This window comes from Streptomyces sp. Da 82-17, from assembly GCF_046098215.1.
Classification (GTDB): domain Bacteria; phylum Actinomycetota; class Actinomycetes; order Streptomycetales; family Streptomycetaceae; genus Streptomyces.
This window is the reverse complement of the sequence record NZ_JBJURH010000024.1, coordinates 1-16,736: the sequence shown is the minus strand read 5'-3', so window position 1 is coordinate 16,736 and position 16,736 is coordinate 1. Positions and strand designations below refer to the sequence as shown.

Genomic DNA, 16,736 nt, shown 5'->3' with positions numbered 1-16,736 from the left:
CGGGAACCTGGCCAGCGGCGACCGAGAGGGCAGGCCCAGGACCGAGCAGACAGGAAGGCAGGCCGACCGCCGATGGGCAGCGAGAAAGTCTCCGACCACGTACTCCGGCGACTGGACGCCTGGGGCGTCACCCACGTCTTCGCCTACCCGGGAGACGGCATCAACGGCCTGCTCGCGGCGTGGGGCCGGGCGGGCGACCGGCCGAGGTTCGTCCAGTCCCGCCACGAGGAGATGTCCGCCTTCGAGGCCGTCGGCTACGCCAAGTTCTCCGGCGAGGTCGGCGTCTGCGCGGCCACCTCGGGCCCCGGCGCCATCCACCTCCTGAACGGCCTCTACGACGCGAAGCTCGACCACGTCCCGGTCGTCGCGATCGTCGGCCAGACCGACCGCAGCGCCATCGGCGGCTCCTACCAGCAGGAAGTCGACCTGCCCAACCTGTTCAAGGACGTGGCCTCCGACTTCTGCGCCACCGCCATGGTCCCGGAGCAGCTGCCCAACCTCATCGACCGCGCCCTGCGCACCGCCCTCGCCCGCCGCACCGTCACCGCGGTCGTCATCCCCGCCGACGTGCAGGACCTGCCGTACCGGCCGCCGAAGCACGCCTTCAAGATGGTGCCCTCCAGCATGGGCCTGGGAAGCTCCGCGCCGGTACCCGCCGACGACGACCTGGACCGGGCCGCCGAGGTCCTCAACGCCGGCGAGAAGGTCGCGCTGCTCGTCGGCCAGGGCGCACGCGGGGCCCGCGCCGAGGTCGAGGAGGCCGCCGACGTGCTCGGCGCCGGCGTCGCCAAGGCCCTCCTCGGCAAGGACGTCCTGCCCGACGACCTGCCCTACGTGACCGGCGCGATCGGCCTGCTCGGCACCCGCCCCTCGTACGAGCTCATGCAGGGCTGCGACACCCTCCTGATGGTCGGATCGAGCTTCCCCTACACGCAGTTCATGCCCGGGCTCGACCAGGCGCGGGCCGTACAGATCGACATCGACCCGCACATGATCGGCCTGCGCTACCCGTTCGAGGTGAACCTCGTCGGCGACGCCCGCGTGACCCTCCGCCGCCTCCTGCCCCGGCTGCGCCGCAAGGAGGACCGGACCTGGCGCGACGAGCTGGAGCACGGCGTCGAACGCTGGTGGGAGGTCATGCGGCGCAGGGCGGCGGTCGACGCGGACCCGGTCAACCCCGAGTACGTGGTGCACGCGCTCGACGACCTGATCCCGGACGACGCGATCGTCACCGCCGACTCGGGCTCCGCCGCCAACTGGTACGCCCGGCACCTGCGGATGCGCGGCCGGATGCGCGGCTCGCTCTCCGGCACCCTCGCGACGATGGGGCCGGGCGTCCCGTACGCGATCGGCGCCAAGTTCGCCCACCCCGACCGGCCGGCCGTCGCCCTGGTCGGGGACGGCGCGATGCAGATGAACGGCATGGCGGAGCTGATCACTGCGGCGAAGTACCGCGGCGAGTGGAGCGACCCCCGGCTTGTCGTGGCCGTGCTCAACAACGGCGACCTCAACCAGGTCACCTGGGAGATGCGGGCCCTGGAGGGCGCCCCGCAGTTCGAGGCGTCCCAGCTCATCCCGGACGTCCCGTACGCGGACATCGCCGAGCGGATCGGCCTGCGCGGGGTCCGGGTGGAGAAGCCGCAGCAGGTCGAGGACGCCTGGCGGCAGGCGCTCGCCGCCGACCGGCCGTTCGTCGTCGACTTCCGCACCGACCCGGCCGTACCGCCGATCCCGCCGCACGCCTCGCTCCAGCAGATCGAGTCCGCCGCGGCGGCGATCGTACGCGGGGACAGCGACCGGGGCTCGGTGGTCAAGCAGGGCCTGAAGGCCAAGGTGCAGGAGTTCCTGCCCGGCGGACGGCACCGTGAAGGCCCGCCGGGCGGCTCGGACGGCGACTGACCGGAAGGGCCGGATGACCGGAAGGGTCGGAAAGCCCCGCCCCCACGGCGTGCCGTGCCCCGCCGCCCCGCCGCCTGGCTAACGTCGACGGCCACGGGCGTGGAACGGGAGGTCCCGGGTGCCGGGAAGAGGAAGAGGCCGTTGGCGTACGGCTGTTGGCGTGGCCGTGGTTCTGGTGGGCGCGGCGGGCTGCGGGGACCTCGACGCCCGGCGGGCCGGGGCCTCGACGGCGGCGCGGGCCTTCGAGCGGGCCTGGCAGGCGCGGGACGCGTCCGGGGTGTGCGGACTGCTGGCGGCCGGCACGCTGGAGGAGCTGGAGAAGCAGGCCCAACTACCCTGCCCCCGAGCGGTACTTGACGAGGAGCTCGACCCGTCCGGCCCGGTCGACCGCGTCGACGTGCACGGCCGGCAGGCCCGCGTCGTCCTCGCGAAGGACACCCTTTTCCTCACCCGCGAAGCCGGCGAACCCGGCGAACCCGGCGAGGGCGAACCCGGCGAGGACGCGGGCGCGGGCTGGCGTGTCGTCGCCGCGGGGTGCGCGCCCCGGCCGGGACAGCCGTACGACTGCGTCCTCCAGGGCGGGTGAGGGCCGGTGAAGACGATGTTCACCCTGTGCCTGCTGGTGATCGCCGCGGGCCTCACGTACTGCATCACCCTGGGAGCGCTGCAGCGATGACGGACCGCACCACCCCCGGCCGCCTGCTCCGCTCCGTCAAGGGCAACAGCCTCGGCCTGGTCTTCGGCATCGCGTTCCTGCTCGCCCTGGTCGGCCAGGCCTTCGCGGGGCACGCGGACTTCAACAACGAGCTGGCCGCGGAGGGCTTCGAGCCGGTCGGCCTCGGCGCGTACGTCACGTCCTCCGACTTCGCCGTGGACACGATGGAGAACTGGCAGTCCGAGTACCTGCAGTTCTTCCTCTACATCCTGCTCACCGTATGGCTCGTGCAGCGCGGCTCACCGGAGTCGAAGGACGTCGAGGACGCGGGGCGCGGCACCGACGAGGAACAGCGCGTCGGCCCGTACGCACGCCCCGACTCCCCGCGCTGGGCCCGCGTCGGCGGGATCCGGCAGCGGGTCTACTCGAACTCGCTCGGCCTGGTGATGGGCGGGGTGTTCGTCCTGTCCTGGCTCGCCCAGTCGATCAGCGGGGCGGCCGCGCACAACGAGCAGCGCCTGCGCCAACTCCAGGACCCGCTCGACTGGTCGGACTATGTCCTGTCCGCCGACTTCTGGAACCGCACCCTCCAGAACTGGCAGTCCGAGCTGCTCGCGATCGCCTCGATGGCGGTGCTGTCCATCTACCTGCGCCAGCGCGGCTCCCCGGAGTCCAAGCCGGTCGGCGCGGCCCACCGGGCGACCAACATCGAGGGCTGACGCCTCGCAGCGGGGCTCGGGGCTCGGGGCGGGGCTCGGAGTTCGGCGGTGGGGCGCGGAGTTGTGCGGCGGGCGGTCGCGGGGCGTTGTGCGGCGGGGGTGCGTTCGGGGGTGCGTTCGGGCGCGGGGCCGGTGTCCCGCTGGTCGGTACTGTGCGGCGGGTCGCCGACGTCCAGGGGCCGGGGGTGAGAGGCACAGGCGCGGCAGATGCGGTTCCCCGCGGCGCGGCCGCCACGTCCCGCGGGGTCGGTGCGCCGGGCGCCAGGCCCTCGCGTAGGGGGCGGTTGTCCTCGTTCGCCGGAGGAGGCTCGGCATGCGTTCCGCCTCACCGGCGGCCCGGTGATCCTCGTCGGCTTGCCGAGGCGCTGCGCGGTGGCACGCGGTTCCCGCCGTGCGCGGTCACCAGGCGACCGCCCTGGTCCGTGGCCGTTATTCGCCCAGTCGCTCCACCTCCTCGGCCGCCTCCCGAGCCTCTCGTTCGGCGCGGGCGGTGGCCTCGGCGGACTGCTCCGCTCGTCGCTCGGCGTCCCGCCGGCCCTGCTCGGCCTGGTGGAGTGCCTCGCGGGCGGTCTGCAACTGCCGCTCCGCCTCGGCCACTTGGTCGCGGGCGCGGGCGTGGCGGTCACGGGCCCGCCTGAGCGCGGACTCCGCCTTGTCCTCCTCGGTGCGCTGCCGCTCCAGTGCCTTGTCGGCCCTCCTGGCGGCTTCCGCCGCTGCCTTGCGGGCGGTCGCGAGCCGCTCCTTCTCCCGGCGTTCCCGCCGCTCGGCGAGCTCGTCCCGTACGGGGGCGGTCTTGCGGGGTTTCCGTTCCCGCCGAGGAGCCTCCGGGGGAGCGGAGGCCGGGAACTCCGACGGCGGGGTGAGCGCGCTCTCCAGGCGGCCCGTCGCCCACAGCTCCGCCGACTCCTGGTCGGCGAGCACGGCCCGCAGCGTCGACACGACGTCCTGCTGCGCCGCGTCCGACAACCGGTGACCGGCGTCCCGGGCCAGCGCTACGGCCTGCCGGGACAACGCCGCGACCACCTCGCCCCGCTGCGCCGACAGCTGCTTGATCTCGTCGGCGTCCAACGACCCGTACGCCTCGCGCAGCGCCCGCCCGAGGGCGAGGAACCGCTCGCAGTCGGACGGCTCCGCCTGTACCAGCAGGTTCGCCGCCCACGCCGCGAGCGTCGGACGGCGGGCGGCACGCAGCCGGCGGGCGTCCTCCGCACGGCCGTCCGCCTTCGCCTCGGCGGCCAGCTCGCCGCGACGGGCCACGAAGTCGGGCGGCGGGGTCGCGTACAGCTCGTCGAGGAGTGCCCCCACGTCCCGCTGCCCGCTCCGCGCCCCGCCTCCGCGCGCCGACCCGCTCCGCTTGCCGCTGCCCATGCCTCCCACACTCCGCCGACCCGGACCACCCCGCACGTCGCGGCGGCCCGGCCGACACACAGGGTGGCCCGGGCGGGGGCTAGCTCAGCGACTTCAGCGCGGCAGCGTCGTACGGCTTGAGCTCCTCGAACCGGCCGTCGAGCACCTTCGCCGCCCACTGCGGGTCCTGCAGCAGGGCGCGGCCCACGGCGACCAGGTCGAACTCGTCGCGCTCCAGGCGGTCAAGCAGGTCGTCGATGCCGCGGGCCGGGGCGCCCTCGCCCGCGAACGCGCGGATGAAGTCGCCGTCGAGGCCGACCGAGCCGACCGTGATCGTCGGCTTCCCGGTGAGCTTCTTCGTCCAGCCCGCCAGGTTGAGGTCCGAGCCGTCGAACTCCGGGAGCCAGTAGCGGCGGGTGGAGGCGTGGAAGGCGTCGACACCGGCCGCGGCGAGCGGCGCGAGGATCGCCTCCAGCTCTTCGGGCGTCTCGGCGAGCCGGGCGCTGTACGCCTCCTGCTTCCACTGCGAGTACCGGAAAAGCACCGGGAACTCCGGCGATACGGCCGCGCGGACGGCGGCCACGATCTCGGCGGCGAACTTGGTACGCGCCACCGGGTCGCCGCCGTACGCGTCGGTGCGGCGGTTCGTGCCCTCCCACAGGAACTGGTCGAGGAGGTAGCCGTGCGCGCCGTGCAGCTCGACGCCGTCGAAGCCGATGCGCTCGGCGTCCGCGGCGGCCGTGGCGAACGCGCCGATCACATCGTCCAGGTCCTGCCGCGTCATCGCCTTGCCGGCGCCCTCGGTGCCGTCGACGCGGATGCCGGAGGGGCCCATCGCGGGGGCGTCGGGGTACGGGGCGTCGCCCTGGTTGCGGACCATGCCGATGTGCCACAGCTGCGGCACGATCGTCCCGCCCGCCGCGTGCACGTCCTCGGCGACCTTCGCCCAGCCCGCGAGCTGCTCCTCACCGTGGAACCGCGGCACCCGGTCGCTCTGCCCCGCCGACTCGTGGCCGACGTACGTGCCCTCGGTGACGATCAGGCCGACACCGGCGGCGGCACGGCGCGCGTAGTACGACCGCACGTCCTCGCCGGGCACGCCGCCCGGGGAGAACATCCGGGTCATCGGCGCCATGGCGATGCGGTTCGGGACGGTCAGGCCGTTCAGGGCGATCGGCCGGGACAGGATCTCTGCCGCGCGGGACGCGGACGACGAGGCGGGGGAGGCGGAGACGGTCACGGGTGCTCCTCGCAGGTACTTGACTACCTTGATGCTTGAGAACTTCAGGTATTGGCGCCGAGTGAGACCGTAGATACGAATATTTGAGATCGTCAAGTTTCCTGGGTAGGTTGACCGCCATGACAGGACCCGCCCGCGCCGACACCGCCCAGCTCATGGAGCTGCTCTCGGTGTCGCTCGGCGTCTACTACGGCGACTTCACGGTCGCCGCCGCGAGCGAGAACCTCACCGCCAGCCAGGGCAAGGCGCTGACCGTGCTGCGCCGGGGCCCCGCCGCGATGCGCGCCCTGGCCACGACGCTGACCTGCGACGCCTCCAACATGACCGGGATCGTGGACCGGCTGGAGAAGCGCGGCCTGGTCCGCCGCGAGCCCGACCCCGCCGACCGGCGCGTGAAGACCGTCGTCCTCACGGCCGAGGGCGAGCGGGTCACCGACGCGATCCGCGCGAAGATGCACACCACCCAGAACGGCCTCGCCCGCCTCGACGACGAGGAGCGGGGGACGCTGTACGCGCTCCTGGACCGGGTCTTCAGCACGGAACCGGAGCGGAAGCCGGAGCCCGAGCCCGAGCCGCAGCCCGAGCGGTAGCCGGCCCCGAGCGGTAGCCGGACCCCGGGGCCCGAGCGGTAGTCGGTCCCGAGCCGGAGTCGGACTTCGGGGCTGGACCGGGGGTGGACCGGGGGCGGAATCCGGGGTCGGGCTGGAGTCCGAGTGGGGTGTCGCCCCTGAGCGGTAGTCGGTTCCGAGCCGGAGTCCGGGATCGAGGAGTCCGAGGGGGACGTCGCCCCTGAGCGGCAGTCGGCCCCCGCCCCGGAGCCGGACTTCGGGGCGGACCCGGGCCGGAGTCCAGGATCGAACCGGGGCCCGCGTGGGACCCCGACCCCGAGCGGCAGCCGGACACGGATCCGGAGCGGAACCTCGGGACCGAGCCGGAGCCGGACCTCGGGGAACCCGATCCGGAACCGGACCTCGGGGCCTGATCCGGAACCGGACCTCGGGCGGAGCCGGAGCCGTAGCCCGAGCCCGAGCGGTAGCTGGACCAAGCGGTAGCCGGACGCCGGGGCCCGAGCAGTAGTCGGACATCGATCCGGATCCGCCCTCGGGGCCACTCCAGAGCGCGACCTCGTGGGGGCGACCCGGAACCGGACCTCGGGCCGAGCCGGAGCCGCAGCCCGAGCGGTAGCTGGACCGAGCGGTAGCCGGACCCCGGGGCTCGAGCGGTAGTCGGTCCCGAGCCGGAGTCGGACTTCCGGGCTGGACCGGGGCCGGGGCCCGGGGTCGGGCTGGAGTCCGAGTGGGGCGTCGCCCCTGAGCGGTAGTCGGTTCCGGGCCGGATCCGGACTTCGGGGCGGACCCGGGCCGGAGTCCAGGATCGAACCGGAGCCCGAGTCGGACCCTGCCCCCGAGCGGCAGCCGGACACCGATCCGGAGCGGGACCTCGGGGAACCCGATCCGGAACCGGCCCCCGGGGCCCGAGCAGTAGTCGGACATCGATCCGGAGCGGGATCTCGGGACTGAGCCGAATCCGGCCCTCGGGACCACTCCAGAGCGGGACCTCGGCGGACCCGATCCGGAGCCGGGCCTCCAGGCACAACCGGAACCGGACCTCGGGGGATCCGGAACCGGTCTCCGGGGCCGAGCCGCAGCCCGAGCCCGAGCCCGAACCGGAGCCCGAGCCCGAACCGGGGCCCGAGCCCGAGCCCGAGGGCTGGCCCGGTTCGGGGTGTTCGTTACGGCCGCCCGGGTGGCGTGCGCGCGGCTCGGCGGGACGGGCGGTGTCGTTGCGGCCTGCCCCGCCCCGGGCTGTCGATCATGACCCGGTGAATCTCCAACACCGTTTCCCCACCGGCCGCTTCAGCCCTGCCAGCCCTGCCAGGTCGGTCAGGTCCGCCCGGACCTCGGTCGCCGTGGTCCTCGCCGCGGGCGCGGTCCTCTCGTCGCTGGTGCTGCCCCCGGCCTCCGCGGCCGCCGCCCCCGCCGCCCCCGCCGCCCCGTCCGGGGCCGGGGGAGCCGCCGCGCCGCCGCCCCTCCCGGCGTCGGCGAGCGAGGCCGCGACGGACGCGTACCTGCAGGGCGTGAAGGACCGGCCGAGGCTGCTCAACGACTTCTTCCGGAAGCTGCCCAAGGGCGCCGACCTGCACAACCACCTGTCGGGCGCGGTGTCGACCGAGTACCTGATCGAGCTCGCCGCGGACGACGGCCTGTGCGTGGACACCACGACCATGACGGCCGTGTCCCCGCCCTGCGCCGAGGGCACCCGACCGGCCGCCGACGCGCGCACCGACCAGGACTTCCACGACGCCCTCGTACGCGCCTGGTCCATGCAGGACTTCCCGGCGGACGGGAACGGGCACGACCACTTCTTCGACGCGTTCGGGAAGTTCGGGGAGGTGACGTGGCGCAACCGCGGCAAGCTCCTCGCCGAGGTCGCCGACAACGCGGCCGGGCAGCGGCAGTCGTATCTGGAGACCATGGTCACGCCGGCCTCGGACGGCGCGAAGAAGCTCGCCGCCGACGTCGGCTGGAACCCGGACCTCGCCGGGCTGCACCGCCGACTCCTCGCCGGCGGACGCCTGGACCGGCTCGTCGCCGAGGCCGGCAGGGAGGCCGACGACGCCGACGCCGAGTTCCGCGCGGCGGCACGCTGCGGCACCGCGCAGGCGCGGCCCGGCTGCAAGCTGCCCGTGCGCTGGATCTCGCAGGTGTCGCGCGGCGCCGCGCCCGAGCGGGTCTTCACCCAACTCGCCCTCGGCATGCGCCTCGCCGAGCGTGACGGCCGGTTCGTCGCCGTGAACCTCGTCCAGCCCGAGGACGGCGAGCGCGCGCTGCGCGACTACCGGCTGCAGATGCGTATGGTCCAGTACCTGCGCGGCGTCTACCCGAAGGCCCATGTCGCCCTGCACGCGGGCGAGTTGTGGCCGGGCCTGGTCAAGCCGGAGGACCTGAAGTTCCACATCAAGGAGGCGGTGGGCGTCGCCCGCGCCGAGCGCATCGGCCACGGCGTCGACCTGGTCCACGAGGACGACTGGCAGCGCACGGCCGACGCGATGGCGGCGCGCGAGGTCGCCGTCGAGGTGCCGTTCACCAGCAACGCCCAGATCCTCGGCGTACGCGGCGCCGAGCACCCCTTCGAGACGTACCGCCGCCATGGCGTGCCCGTCGTCCTCGCCACCGACGACCCGGGCATCAGCCGTGTCGACATCAGCCACGAGTACCGGTACGCGGCCGAGACGTACGACCTGTCGTACCCGGAGCTCAAGGACCTGGCGCGGGCCTCGCTGGAGTACGCCTTCCTGCCCGGGCGCAGCCTGTGGCGGGGCAACCCGACGCGGGACGGGCACCGCTTCGCCACCGCCTGCCTCGGCTCCCGCCCCGGCGCCCTCCCGCCCCACCCGGCCTGCCGTTCGCTCCTCGAAGGCAGTGAGAAGGCCCGGCTGCAGTGGCGCCAGGAGGCGGCCCTGTACGAGTTCGAGCGCGCGTTCCGCCCCGGGCGCCCCTGGACGGGGTCGCGCGCGGGCATGTGACGCGCAGGGCCCGCCTGCCTGCGGTACGGGCAGACGGGCCCGCGTCGTCGATCCGGTCCGGCCCGGTGAGTCTGCGGGCCGGACCGTCGCGCTCTCCCAGACTCACCCCCCCCACACGAAGCCCGAACCGCATGGAGGCACCGCATGGCCCGTACGACGACTCTCCTGACCGGCGCGACCGTGTGGGACGGCGTGGCCGACGCGCCGGCCGGCAAGCGGGACGTGCTGGTGGAGGGCGACCGGATCGTCTCCGTCGAGGAGGTCGGGGAGACGGTCGGGCCGCCGGGAGGGGCCGAGGTCGTGGACCTGTCCGGGCACACGCTGACGCCCGGGTTCATCGACTGCCACACGCACGTCACGCTCACCCCGGCCCTCTTCCCGGCGCTGGCCTCGTCCTCGGTGGCGGTCGCGCTGCGGGCGATTCCCGTGCTCCGGACGATGCTGAGGAGCGGTTTCACCACGATCCGCGACCTGACGACCGCGGACGCCGGATACAACACCGTCGACCTGCGGGACGCGATCGCCGCCGGACTCATCGACGGGCCGCGGATGCTGGTCGCGCCGCACCTGATCTCGGCGCGCGGCGGACACGGCGACTTCAGCGGGGCCATCGACCGCCAGTACCAGGGCCGCCCCAGCCTCCTCGAACTTGCGGCGGCCGACGGCTGCGACGAGATCCGGACCAGGGTGCGCACCGAGATCAGGGCGGGCGCGGACTGGATCAAGTTCGGCGCGACCGGCGGCTTCTCCAGCCCGTCCGACGACCCGGCCCAAGTCACGTACAGCCAGGACGAGATGGACACCCTGGTCGCCACCGCCCGCGACCTCGGCCGACCGGCAACCCCGCACTGCTACGGCGACGAAGGGGTGCGACGGGCCGTCCGCGCCGGGGTGCGCAGCATCGAGCACGGCAACCTGGTCACGGCGGAGACGCTGCGCCTGATGGTCGACGAGGGGGTGTTCCTGGTGCCGACCCAGTTCACGGTTCTCGACGACGCCCGGCGCGTCGACGACGACGCCTACTGGGCGGACAAGCCGGACTACAAGCGGCGCAAGTTCCGCGAGCACCGGGCGGCCCTGCTGGACGGCGCGAACGCCGTCGCCGCCAGCGAGGTCAGGATCGCGTTCGGCACGGACGTCGGCATGTTCCCGCACGAGGAGGGCTGGCGGGAGTTCCCCACGATGGTCTCCACCGGCATCACCCCGGCCCGTGCCCTGCGGGCGGCCACCAGCGTCGCCGCCGAACTCCTCGGCCTGGAAGCCGAGTTGGGCACCCTGGCCCCCGGCCGCATCGCCGACGTGATCGCGATGCCGGGGGATCCGTTCACGGACATCGAGGTGACGGGGCGGGTGGACTTCGTGATGAAGGAGGGGGCGATCCACCGGCGCCCGTAGGGTGAGGGCGCGAAGGGGGAACGTATGACACGGGACGCGACACAGCACAGGGTTCAGCGCGGAGACCGGCACGGGGGTCGGCCTGGGGGACGGGAGGTGAGCGGGCGACTTTCGGCGGTCTGTTTCCGTACGGACCGGCCCGCGGAACTGGCCCGGTTCTGGTCCGGGCTGCTGGGCTGGGAGCGGGCCGACGACCCGGAGGCGGGCGTCACGATCGTGCCCCCGGACGCGGACGCGGACGCGGACGCGGATGCGGATGCGGACGCCGCCTGGTTCCCGGTTCGCTTCCTGCCGGGCCGGGTGCCGAAGAACGGCCAGAACCGGGCCCACTTCGACCTCACCAGCACCTCGCCGGACGACCAGCGGCGGATCGTGGCCAGGGCGCTGGAGCTCGGCGGCCGGCACATCGACGTGGGCCAACTCCCGGAAGAGGGCCACGTGGTGCTCGCCGACCCGGACGGCAACGAGCTCTGCGTCATCGGGCCCGGCAACAAGTTCCTCGCGGGCACCGGCCAGCTCGGAGCGCTCGCCTGCGACGGCACGCAGAAGGTCGGCTACTTCTGGAGCGAGGCGCTCGGCTGGCCGCTGGTCTGGGACCAGGACGAGGAGACCGCGATCCAGTCGCCGCACGGCGGCACGAAGCTCACCTGGGGCGGCCCGCCGGTGGCGCCGAAGACGGGCCCCAACCGGCTGCTCCTAGAGCTGACCTTCCCCGCCGTTCCCGATCCCGAAGCCGACGCCGACGCCGACGCCGAGGACGTCTGGGAGGCGGGACTGGACCGTCTGCTGGCGCTGGGTGCGACGCGCACCGAAACCGACGCGGCCGACGACCGCCGAACGGTGCTGCTCGACCCGGACGGCAACGAGTTCGCCGTACGCGGACCCCGCTAGCGGGACCGCGGGGCTCGGGAGTCATCCGCACGGCCCCGCGGGGGATGCCCGTCCCCTCGGACCTGGGCAGGCTGGTGCCTCGGCCCCCGTGGGCAGGGGCGGTACGGAGAGGACCCCATGGGCAGGAGGACGGACAGCACGGGCGACGCGGGCGACGCGGGCGGGGCACGCCGCAGCGGCGCCGTGGGCGGCAGAGTGAGCCGGGTCGCGCGCTGGCTGGCGCGGCTTGCGGTGCTCGCGGCGGTCGGCTCGCTGGTCGTGCTCGGACTGGCCGTCGGGGAAGGCGGCCTCGAAGTGGTCGGCGCGGGTTTGCTCGGGCTTGTGCTGTGCGCCGCGGGGGTGTGGTGGTTCGTGGCGTACCGGGGAGCGGTGCGGCTGTTCGGCGCGCTGCTCGCCCTCGCCGCGCCCGCCGGGGTCGTCGTGTTCTTCGCGCTCAACGGGCTGTGGCGGACGGCCCTCGTCCTCGTCCTGTGCTGGGCCGCGGCACTGGCCTGCGCCCGCGCGGCCCTCGTACGGTCGCGGCCGCGACGCAGGCGGCGCATCGTACGGGCGGCCCGGCCCGAGCGGCCGGTGATCGTCATGAACCCGCGCTCCGGCGGCGGGAAGGTCGGACGGTTCGAACTGGTCGCGCGCGCCGAGGAGTTGGGGGCGCGGGTGATCCTGCTCGACCCGGACGAACCGGCCGACATCACCGTCCTCGCGCGCGAGGCGGTCGCGGAGGGCGCGGACCTGCTGGGCGTGGCGGGCGGCGACGGCACGCAGGCGCTGGTGGCCGCGGTCGCCGCCGAGCACGGTCTGCCGTTCCTGGTGATCTCCGCAGGCACCCGCAACCACTTCGCCATGGACCTCGGCCTGGACCGCGCCGACCCGTCCCGCTGCCTGGACGCGCTGACCGACGGCGAGGAACTCCGCGTCGACCTGGGCGACGTGTCGGGCCGCGCCTTCGTCAACACGGTCTCCTTCGGGGTGTACGCGGACGTCGTGCAGCGCCCCGAGTACCGCGACGACAAGGCCGGCACGGCCCTCGCCCTCATGCCGGACCTGCTGCTCGGCGAGGGCGTACGACAGCTCACGGCGCGTGCCGGTGACACGGAACTGGACGGCAGGCAGGCGCTGTTGGTGAGCAACAACCCGTACACCTCCCCGGACGTGTTCGGCGGCGTGGGGCGGCGGCCGCGGCTCGACGCAGGGGTGCTCGGCGTGCTCGGGGTACGTGTGGAGACCGCCGCGCAGGCCGCCGACCTCGCGATGCGCGGCTCCCAGTCCGCGGCCCTGACCGTCACGACCGCCCGCCGCGTCGAGGTGAACGCCGACGCCGACACGATCCCGGTGGCCGTCGACGGCGAGGCCCTCCGGCTCCCCGTACCGGTCGTGTGCACCGTCCGCCCCCGCGCCCTGCGCGTCGTCGTCCCCCGCACCCGCCCCGGCGCCCCCACACCGCCCCCACGCGTCGACTGGCACCGCGTCCTCGACCTGGCCTTCACCACGCCGGGCCGCACGAAGCGTCGCGGGGGATAGCGGCGCGGGCGACTCGGGGTGCGCGGCCCGCCAACAGGTGCTCGGTTCACCGTGGTTCACGTCCGTTCACACCTGTTGACCTGCGCCGACCCTTCTCGCACGATTGATCGACATCTCGGTGGGAGCGGTCGGCCCCACGCCTTGGTGTGCTGTGCCCCGCTGTGCCTTGCCTTGTCTTGCCCTGCCGTGCCTCGCCCTGCCCTGCCCTGGGCCGAAGTCCTGTCGGAGAGCCGTCGTATGAGCGTTGAAGTGCTGACGATCCTTGTGCTCGTGCTGATATTCGTCGTCGGCACGGTGAGGTCCGTCAACCTGGGGGTGCTGGGGCTCGCGGCCGCGTTCGCCGTGGGCGGGCTCGCGGTGGGAATGAGCGCCGAGGACCTCTTCGCCGGGTTCCCCGTGGACCTGTTCGTCGCGCTCATGGGGCTGACCTTCCTGTTCGGGTTCGCCCAACGCAACGGCACCGTCGACCTGTTGGTGACCTGGGGGCTCCGGCTCGTCCGCGGCAAGGTGGCGGCGGCGCCCTGGATCTTCTTCGCGCTGACCGGGCTCCTCATGTCCATCGGCGCGATCTTCGCCATCGCCTGCGTGGCCCCGCTCGCCATCCCCTTCGCCCGCCGCTACAAGATCGACCAGTTGATGATGGGCATGATGGTCGTCCACGGCGGCATGGCCGGTGCGTTCTCCCCGCTGAGCGTGTACGGCGTCTTCGTCAACGGCTTCCTGGAGTCCCGGGACCTCCCCGTCAACACCCTTGCCCTGTTCGCCACTTCCTTCGTCTTCAACACCGTCATCGCGCTTCTCGTGTACGTGACGATGGGCGGGCGCGCACTCTTCGGGCGCCGCGAGACGATCACCGACGCCCCCACCGCAGACACCCCGAGCCCCGACGCCTCGAACGCCGACGCGCCGAACCCCGATGCCCCGAACCCCGACGCCCTGCGCCGCTCGAACGCGCCCACCGTCCACCAGCTCGTCACCCTCACCGGCCTGGCCGCCATGGTCGTCGGCACGGTCGCGTTCGGCATCGACATCGGCATCCTCGCGACGACCGTCGCCGCCGTCCTCGCCGTGGTGAACCCGACGGACGCCAAGGAGTCGCTGACACACGTCAGTTGGAGCACGGTCGTGCTGGTCGGCGGCGTCATCACGTACATCAACGTGCTGGAGACCGCGGGCACCGTCGAGTTCACCAGCAAGGCCATCATGGAGCTCGGCTCCCCCCTCCTCGCCGTGCTCCTGCTCTGCTACCTGTCCGGCGTCGTCTCCGCGCTGGCCTCGTCGATCGGCACCATCGGCATCGCCGTCGCCATCGCCGCCCCGCTGATGGAGTCCGGGGAGCTCGGCGTGATCGGCGTCGCCGCGGCGCTCTCCATCGCGGCCACCGTCGTCGACGTCAGCCCCTTCTCCACCAACGGCGCCCTCGTCCTCGCGAACGTCGACGCCGACCACCGCGAGGCCTTCTACCAGCGCATGCTCGTGTACGCGGGCCTGATCGTGCTCCTCGCGCCCCTCGCCGCCTGGGCGTTCGCGCTCATGCCGATGTGAGACGGCGGTGGCCATCCGTAGCAGGGCCGCGCATACTTCCTCCCATGACTGAGCGACGGCGCAAGCCTCAACTGGGCGCTCCTGTACGGAAGTTCGTGCTCCTGGCCGTCGCCGCAGCCCTCGCCCTCCCGCTCGCGTCCTGTACGAGCGAGACGCCACGGAACGGCCCGCGCACCGCAAGCCCGGGCAACTCCGCAGCCTCCCCCTCCCTGGGCCGCCCCGGCACGGTCGCCGACCGCCTCGAAGCCCCCTGGTCGATCGCCTTCCACGGCGACACCCCGCTGGTCAGCGAGCGCGACTCGGGCCGGATCCTGGAGCTGGACCGGGACGGCGAAGCCCGCGCCGTCGGCAAGGTCGGCGACGCCCGACCCATGGGCGAGGGCGGCCTCCTGGGCCTGGCCGTGCACAAGGGCCACCTCTACGCGTACTACACCGCGATCGTCGAGAACCGCATCGAGCGGTACGAGATCAAGGGCCGGCCAGGCTCCCTGCGCCTGGGCCCGCCCCGCAAGATCCTCGACGGCATCCCCGCCGCGAGCTTCCACAACGGCGGACGCCTCGCCTTCGGCCCGGACGGCATGCTGTACGCGACCGTCGGCGACGCCGGGGTGGAGGGCCGCGCGCAGGACCGGCGCTCGCTCGCCGGGAAGATCCTCCGCCTCACCCCGGAGGGCCGCGTGCCGGACGACAACCCGTTCCCGGGCTCGCCGGTCTACAGCTACGGGCACCGCAACCCGCAGGGCCTCGCCTGGGACGACGACGGCACCCTGTACGCCGCGGAGTTCGGGCAGGACACCTGGGACGAGCTCAACGTCATCGAGGCGGGCGGCAACTACGGCTGGCCCGAGGTCGAGGGCATCGCGAAGAAGCAGGACAAGGGGAAGGGGAAGGGGGACGGGAAGGGCGCGTTCGTCGACCCCGTGCAGCAGTGGCGGCCCGTCGAGGCCAGCCCCAGCGGCATCGCGATCGCCGGGTCGTCCCTGTACATCGCGAACCTGCGCGGGGAACGCCTCCGCGAGGTCCCGCTGGCCGAACCGGGAACGTACACCGAGCACTTCACCCGCCGGTACGGGCGCCTCCGGGACGTCGTCACCGCACCGGACGGCACGCTCTGGGTGCTCACCAACAACACCGACGGCCGCGGGGACCCCGGACCGGACGACGACCGCGTCCTCCGCGTCCGCGTAAAGAAGTGAACTGGAAAGTCAACAGGGGCAGGACTCCGTCAGGTCTCGCCGGACCCAGTGCCTGGGCCGCCCTGACGGCCGGGAGCGCCGAGGATTGCCCGGCGTATTCCCGCGTACTGCGACCGTAGATTCGCCCGCTCCCACCGCACCATGGACAGATGCAAGAGCCCTGAGAAACAGGATTCATACATCTGCTCAACGCTTATGGCGTACGTCACGCACGGCGAGGCGGGCGAGCACCAAGACGTGCCTCGATTTTCCCGGCCGGTAAACCCGGCGCCACCTGCCCGTCCACCGGAACGCGCAGGACAACGGGAGGCCGTGCAGGGCCTGTTCCGGAGAAGGGGCAGTTTTCAATTCGTGATTCATGCCTTACGGTCTTGCCCCTGAAGGGACCAAGGATTCCGCTTCGTATGCCTGACCGGTGCACCTCGCCCGCACCGACGCGTACAGCAGTCCCCACCGGAATTCCCGTGTTTCCCGAATCCCCGAAGTCCCGCAGTCCGCAGTCCACTGCGCTCTGCGAGCCCCGCGCGGGTCCGAACCTGCCGCCGTACGGCCTCAACTCCCGGCTGCGGCACGGCCCGGACTCCTTCGAACTCCGAGGAAACCCATGAGCGAGCAACCGACGACCACCAAGGTGGCCGCACCGTCCGGCGCCGCCGACAAGACCCCCTCGCCCGCTGTCCCGGCCGATTCCGGCGACGGCCTGAAGGCGGGGTTGAAGAACCGCCATCTGTCCATGATCGCGATCGGTGGTGTGATCGGTGCCGGGTTGTTCGTCGGTTCCGGTGCGGGGATCGCGGCCGCGGGG

At 73.3% G+C, this 16,736-nt stretch carries 12 protein-coding genes and 1 pseudogene; 11 read left to right on the top strand and 2 right to left on the bottom strand.

Annotation, left to right across the window (positions count from 1 at the left end; translation table 11 throughout):
• Nucleotides 1–72 precede the first annotated feature (72 nt).
• From ACIDOF_RS31185 to ACIDOF_RS31175, 3 genes are all read left to right on the top strand, one after another.
• Nucleotides 73–1,899, top strand: a complete 1,827-nt coding sequence (locus tag ACIDOF_RS31185) for a thiamine pyrophosphate-requiring protein (protein ID WP_409009524.1) — start codon at nucleotides 73–75, stop codon at nucleotides 1,897–1,899.
• Between the two features lie 160 nt (nucleotides 1,900–2,059).
• Nucleotides 2,060–2,485, top strand: coding sequence for a hypothetical protein (locus tag ACIDOF_RS31180; protein WP_409009523.1), 426 nt, complete (start codon nucleotides 2,060–2,062; stop codon nucleotides 2,483–2,485).
• Nucleotides 2,486–2,571: 86 nt separating this feature from the next.
• Nucleotides 2,572–3,273 (top strand): DUF6766 family protein, encoded by a 702-nt coding sequence (locus ACIDOF_RS31175; RefSeq protein ID WP_409009522.1) that lies wholly within the window; start codon nucleotides 2,572–2,574, stop codon nucleotides 3,271–3,273.
• A 429-nt stretch (nucleotides 3,274–3,702) separates the two neighbouring features.
• Here ACIDOF_RS31175 and ACIDOF_RS31170 read toward each other — a convergent pair whose 3' ends face one another.
• Nucleotides 3,703–4,641, bottom strand: a complete 939-nt coding sequence (locus tag ACIDOF_RS31170) for a hypothetical protein (RefSeq protein WP_409009521.1) — start codon at nucleotides 4,639–4,641, stop codon at nucleotides 3,703–3,705.
• 79 nt (nucleotides 4,642–4,720) lie between these two features.
• Complete coding sequence (locus ACIDOF_RS31165) at nucleotides 4,721–5,860, bottom strand: NADH:flavin oxidoreductase (protein WP_409009520.1); 1,140 nt, start codon at nucleotides 5,858–5,860, stop codon at nucleotides 4,721–4,723.
• A 119-nt stretch (nucleotides 5,861–5,979) separates the two neighbouring features.
• Between ACIDOF_RS31165 and ACIDOF_RS31160 the strand changes: the two genes are divergently transcribed.
• From ACIDOF_RS31160 to ACIDOF_RS31125, 8 genes and pseudogenes are all read left to right on the top strand, one after another.
• Nucleotides 5,980–6,450: a MarR family winged helix-turn-helix transcriptional regulator gene (locus ACIDOF_RS31160; protein WP_409009519.1), complete on the top strand. Its 471-nt coding sequence runs from the start codon at nucleotides 5,980–5,982 to the stop codon at nucleotides 6,448–6,450.
• A 1,319-nt stretch (nucleotides 6,451–7,769) separates the two neighbouring features.
• The gene (locus ACIDOF_RS31155; RefSeq protein WP_409009622.1) at nucleotides 7,770–9,386 is read left to right on the top strand and encodes an adenosine deaminase; all 1,617 of its coding nucleotides are present in this window, start codon (nucleotides 7,770–7,772) and stop codon (nucleotides 9,384–9,386) included.
• Nucleotides 9,387–9,530: 144 nt separating this feature from the next.
• A complete protein-coding gene (locus tag ACIDOF_RS31150) occupies nucleotides 9,531–10,781 on the top strand; it encodes an amidohydrolase family protein (protein ID WP_409009518.1) in 1,251 nt (416 codons plus the stop codon).
• Between the two features lie 96 nt (nucleotides 10,782–10,877).
• Nucleotides 10,878–11,672, top strand: a complete 795-nt coding sequence (locus ACIDOF_RS31145; RefSeq protein ID WP_409009517.1) for a VOC family protein — start codon at nucleotides 10,878–10,880, stop codon at nucleotides 11,670–11,672.
• Between the two features lie 117 nt (nucleotides 11,673–11,789).
• Nucleotides 11,790–13,190: a diacylglycerol/lipid kinase family protein gene (locus ACIDOF_RS31140; protein WP_409009516.1), complete on the top strand. Its 1,401-nt coding sequence runs from the start codon at nucleotides 11,790–11,792 to the stop codon at nucleotides 13,188–13,190.
• 237 nt (nucleotides 13,191–13,427) lie between these two features.
• Nucleotides 13,428–14,735, top strand: a complete 1,308-nt coding sequence (locus ACIDOF_RS31135) for an SLC13 family permease (RefSeq protein ID WP_409009515.1) — start codon at nucleotides 13,428–13,430, stop codon at nucleotides 14,733–14,735.
• Nucleotides 14,736–14,779: 44 nt separating this feature from the next.
• Complete coding sequence (locus tag ACIDOF_RS31130; protein ID WP_409009514.1) at nucleotides 14,780–15,931, top strand: PQQ-dependent sugar dehydrogenase; 1,152 nt, start codon at nucleotides 14,780–14,782, stop codon at nucleotides 15,929–15,931.
• A 604-nt stretch (nucleotides 15,932–16,535) separates the two neighbouring features.
• Nucleotides 16,536–16,736, top strand: a pseudogene (locus ACIDOF_RS31125) (amino acid transporter); the annotation flags it as partial.

Bases quoted from the DNA above. Each gene is read 5' to 3' on its own strand.
- ACIDOF_RS31175 (WP_409009522.1), top strand. From the start codon at position 2,572: ATGACGGACCGCACCACCCCCGGCCGCCTGCTCCGCTCCGTCAAGGGC.
- ACIDOF_RS31135 (WP_409009515.1), top strand. From the start codon at position 13,428: ATGAGCGTTGAAGTGCTGACGATCCTTGTGCTCGTGCTGATATTCGTC.
- ACIDOF_RS31130 (WP_409009514.1), top strand. From the start codon at position 14,780: ATGACTGAGCGACGGCGCAAGCCTCAACTGGGCGCTCCTGTACGGAAG.
- ACIDOF_RS31170 (WP_409009521.1), bottom strand. From the start codon at position 4,641: ATGGGCAGCGGCAAGCGGAGCGGGTCGGCGCGCGGAGGCGGGGCGCGG.
- ACIDOF_RS31185 (WP_409009524.1), top strand. From the start codon at position 73: ATGGGCAGCGAGAAAGTCTCCGACCACGTACTCCGGCGACTGGACGCC.
- ACIDOF_RS31140 (WP_409009516.1), top strand. From the start codon at position 11,790: ATGGGCAGGAGGACGGACAGCACGGGCGACGCGGGCGACGCGGGCGGG.
- ACIDOF_RS31150 (WP_409009518.1), top strand. From the start codon at position 9,531: ATGGCCCGTACGACGACTCTCCTGACCGGCGCGACCGTGTGGGACGGC.
- ACIDOF_RS31160 (WP_409009519.1), top strand. From the start codon at position 5,980: ATGACAGGACCCGCCCGCGCCGACACCGCCCAGCTCATGGAGCTGCTC.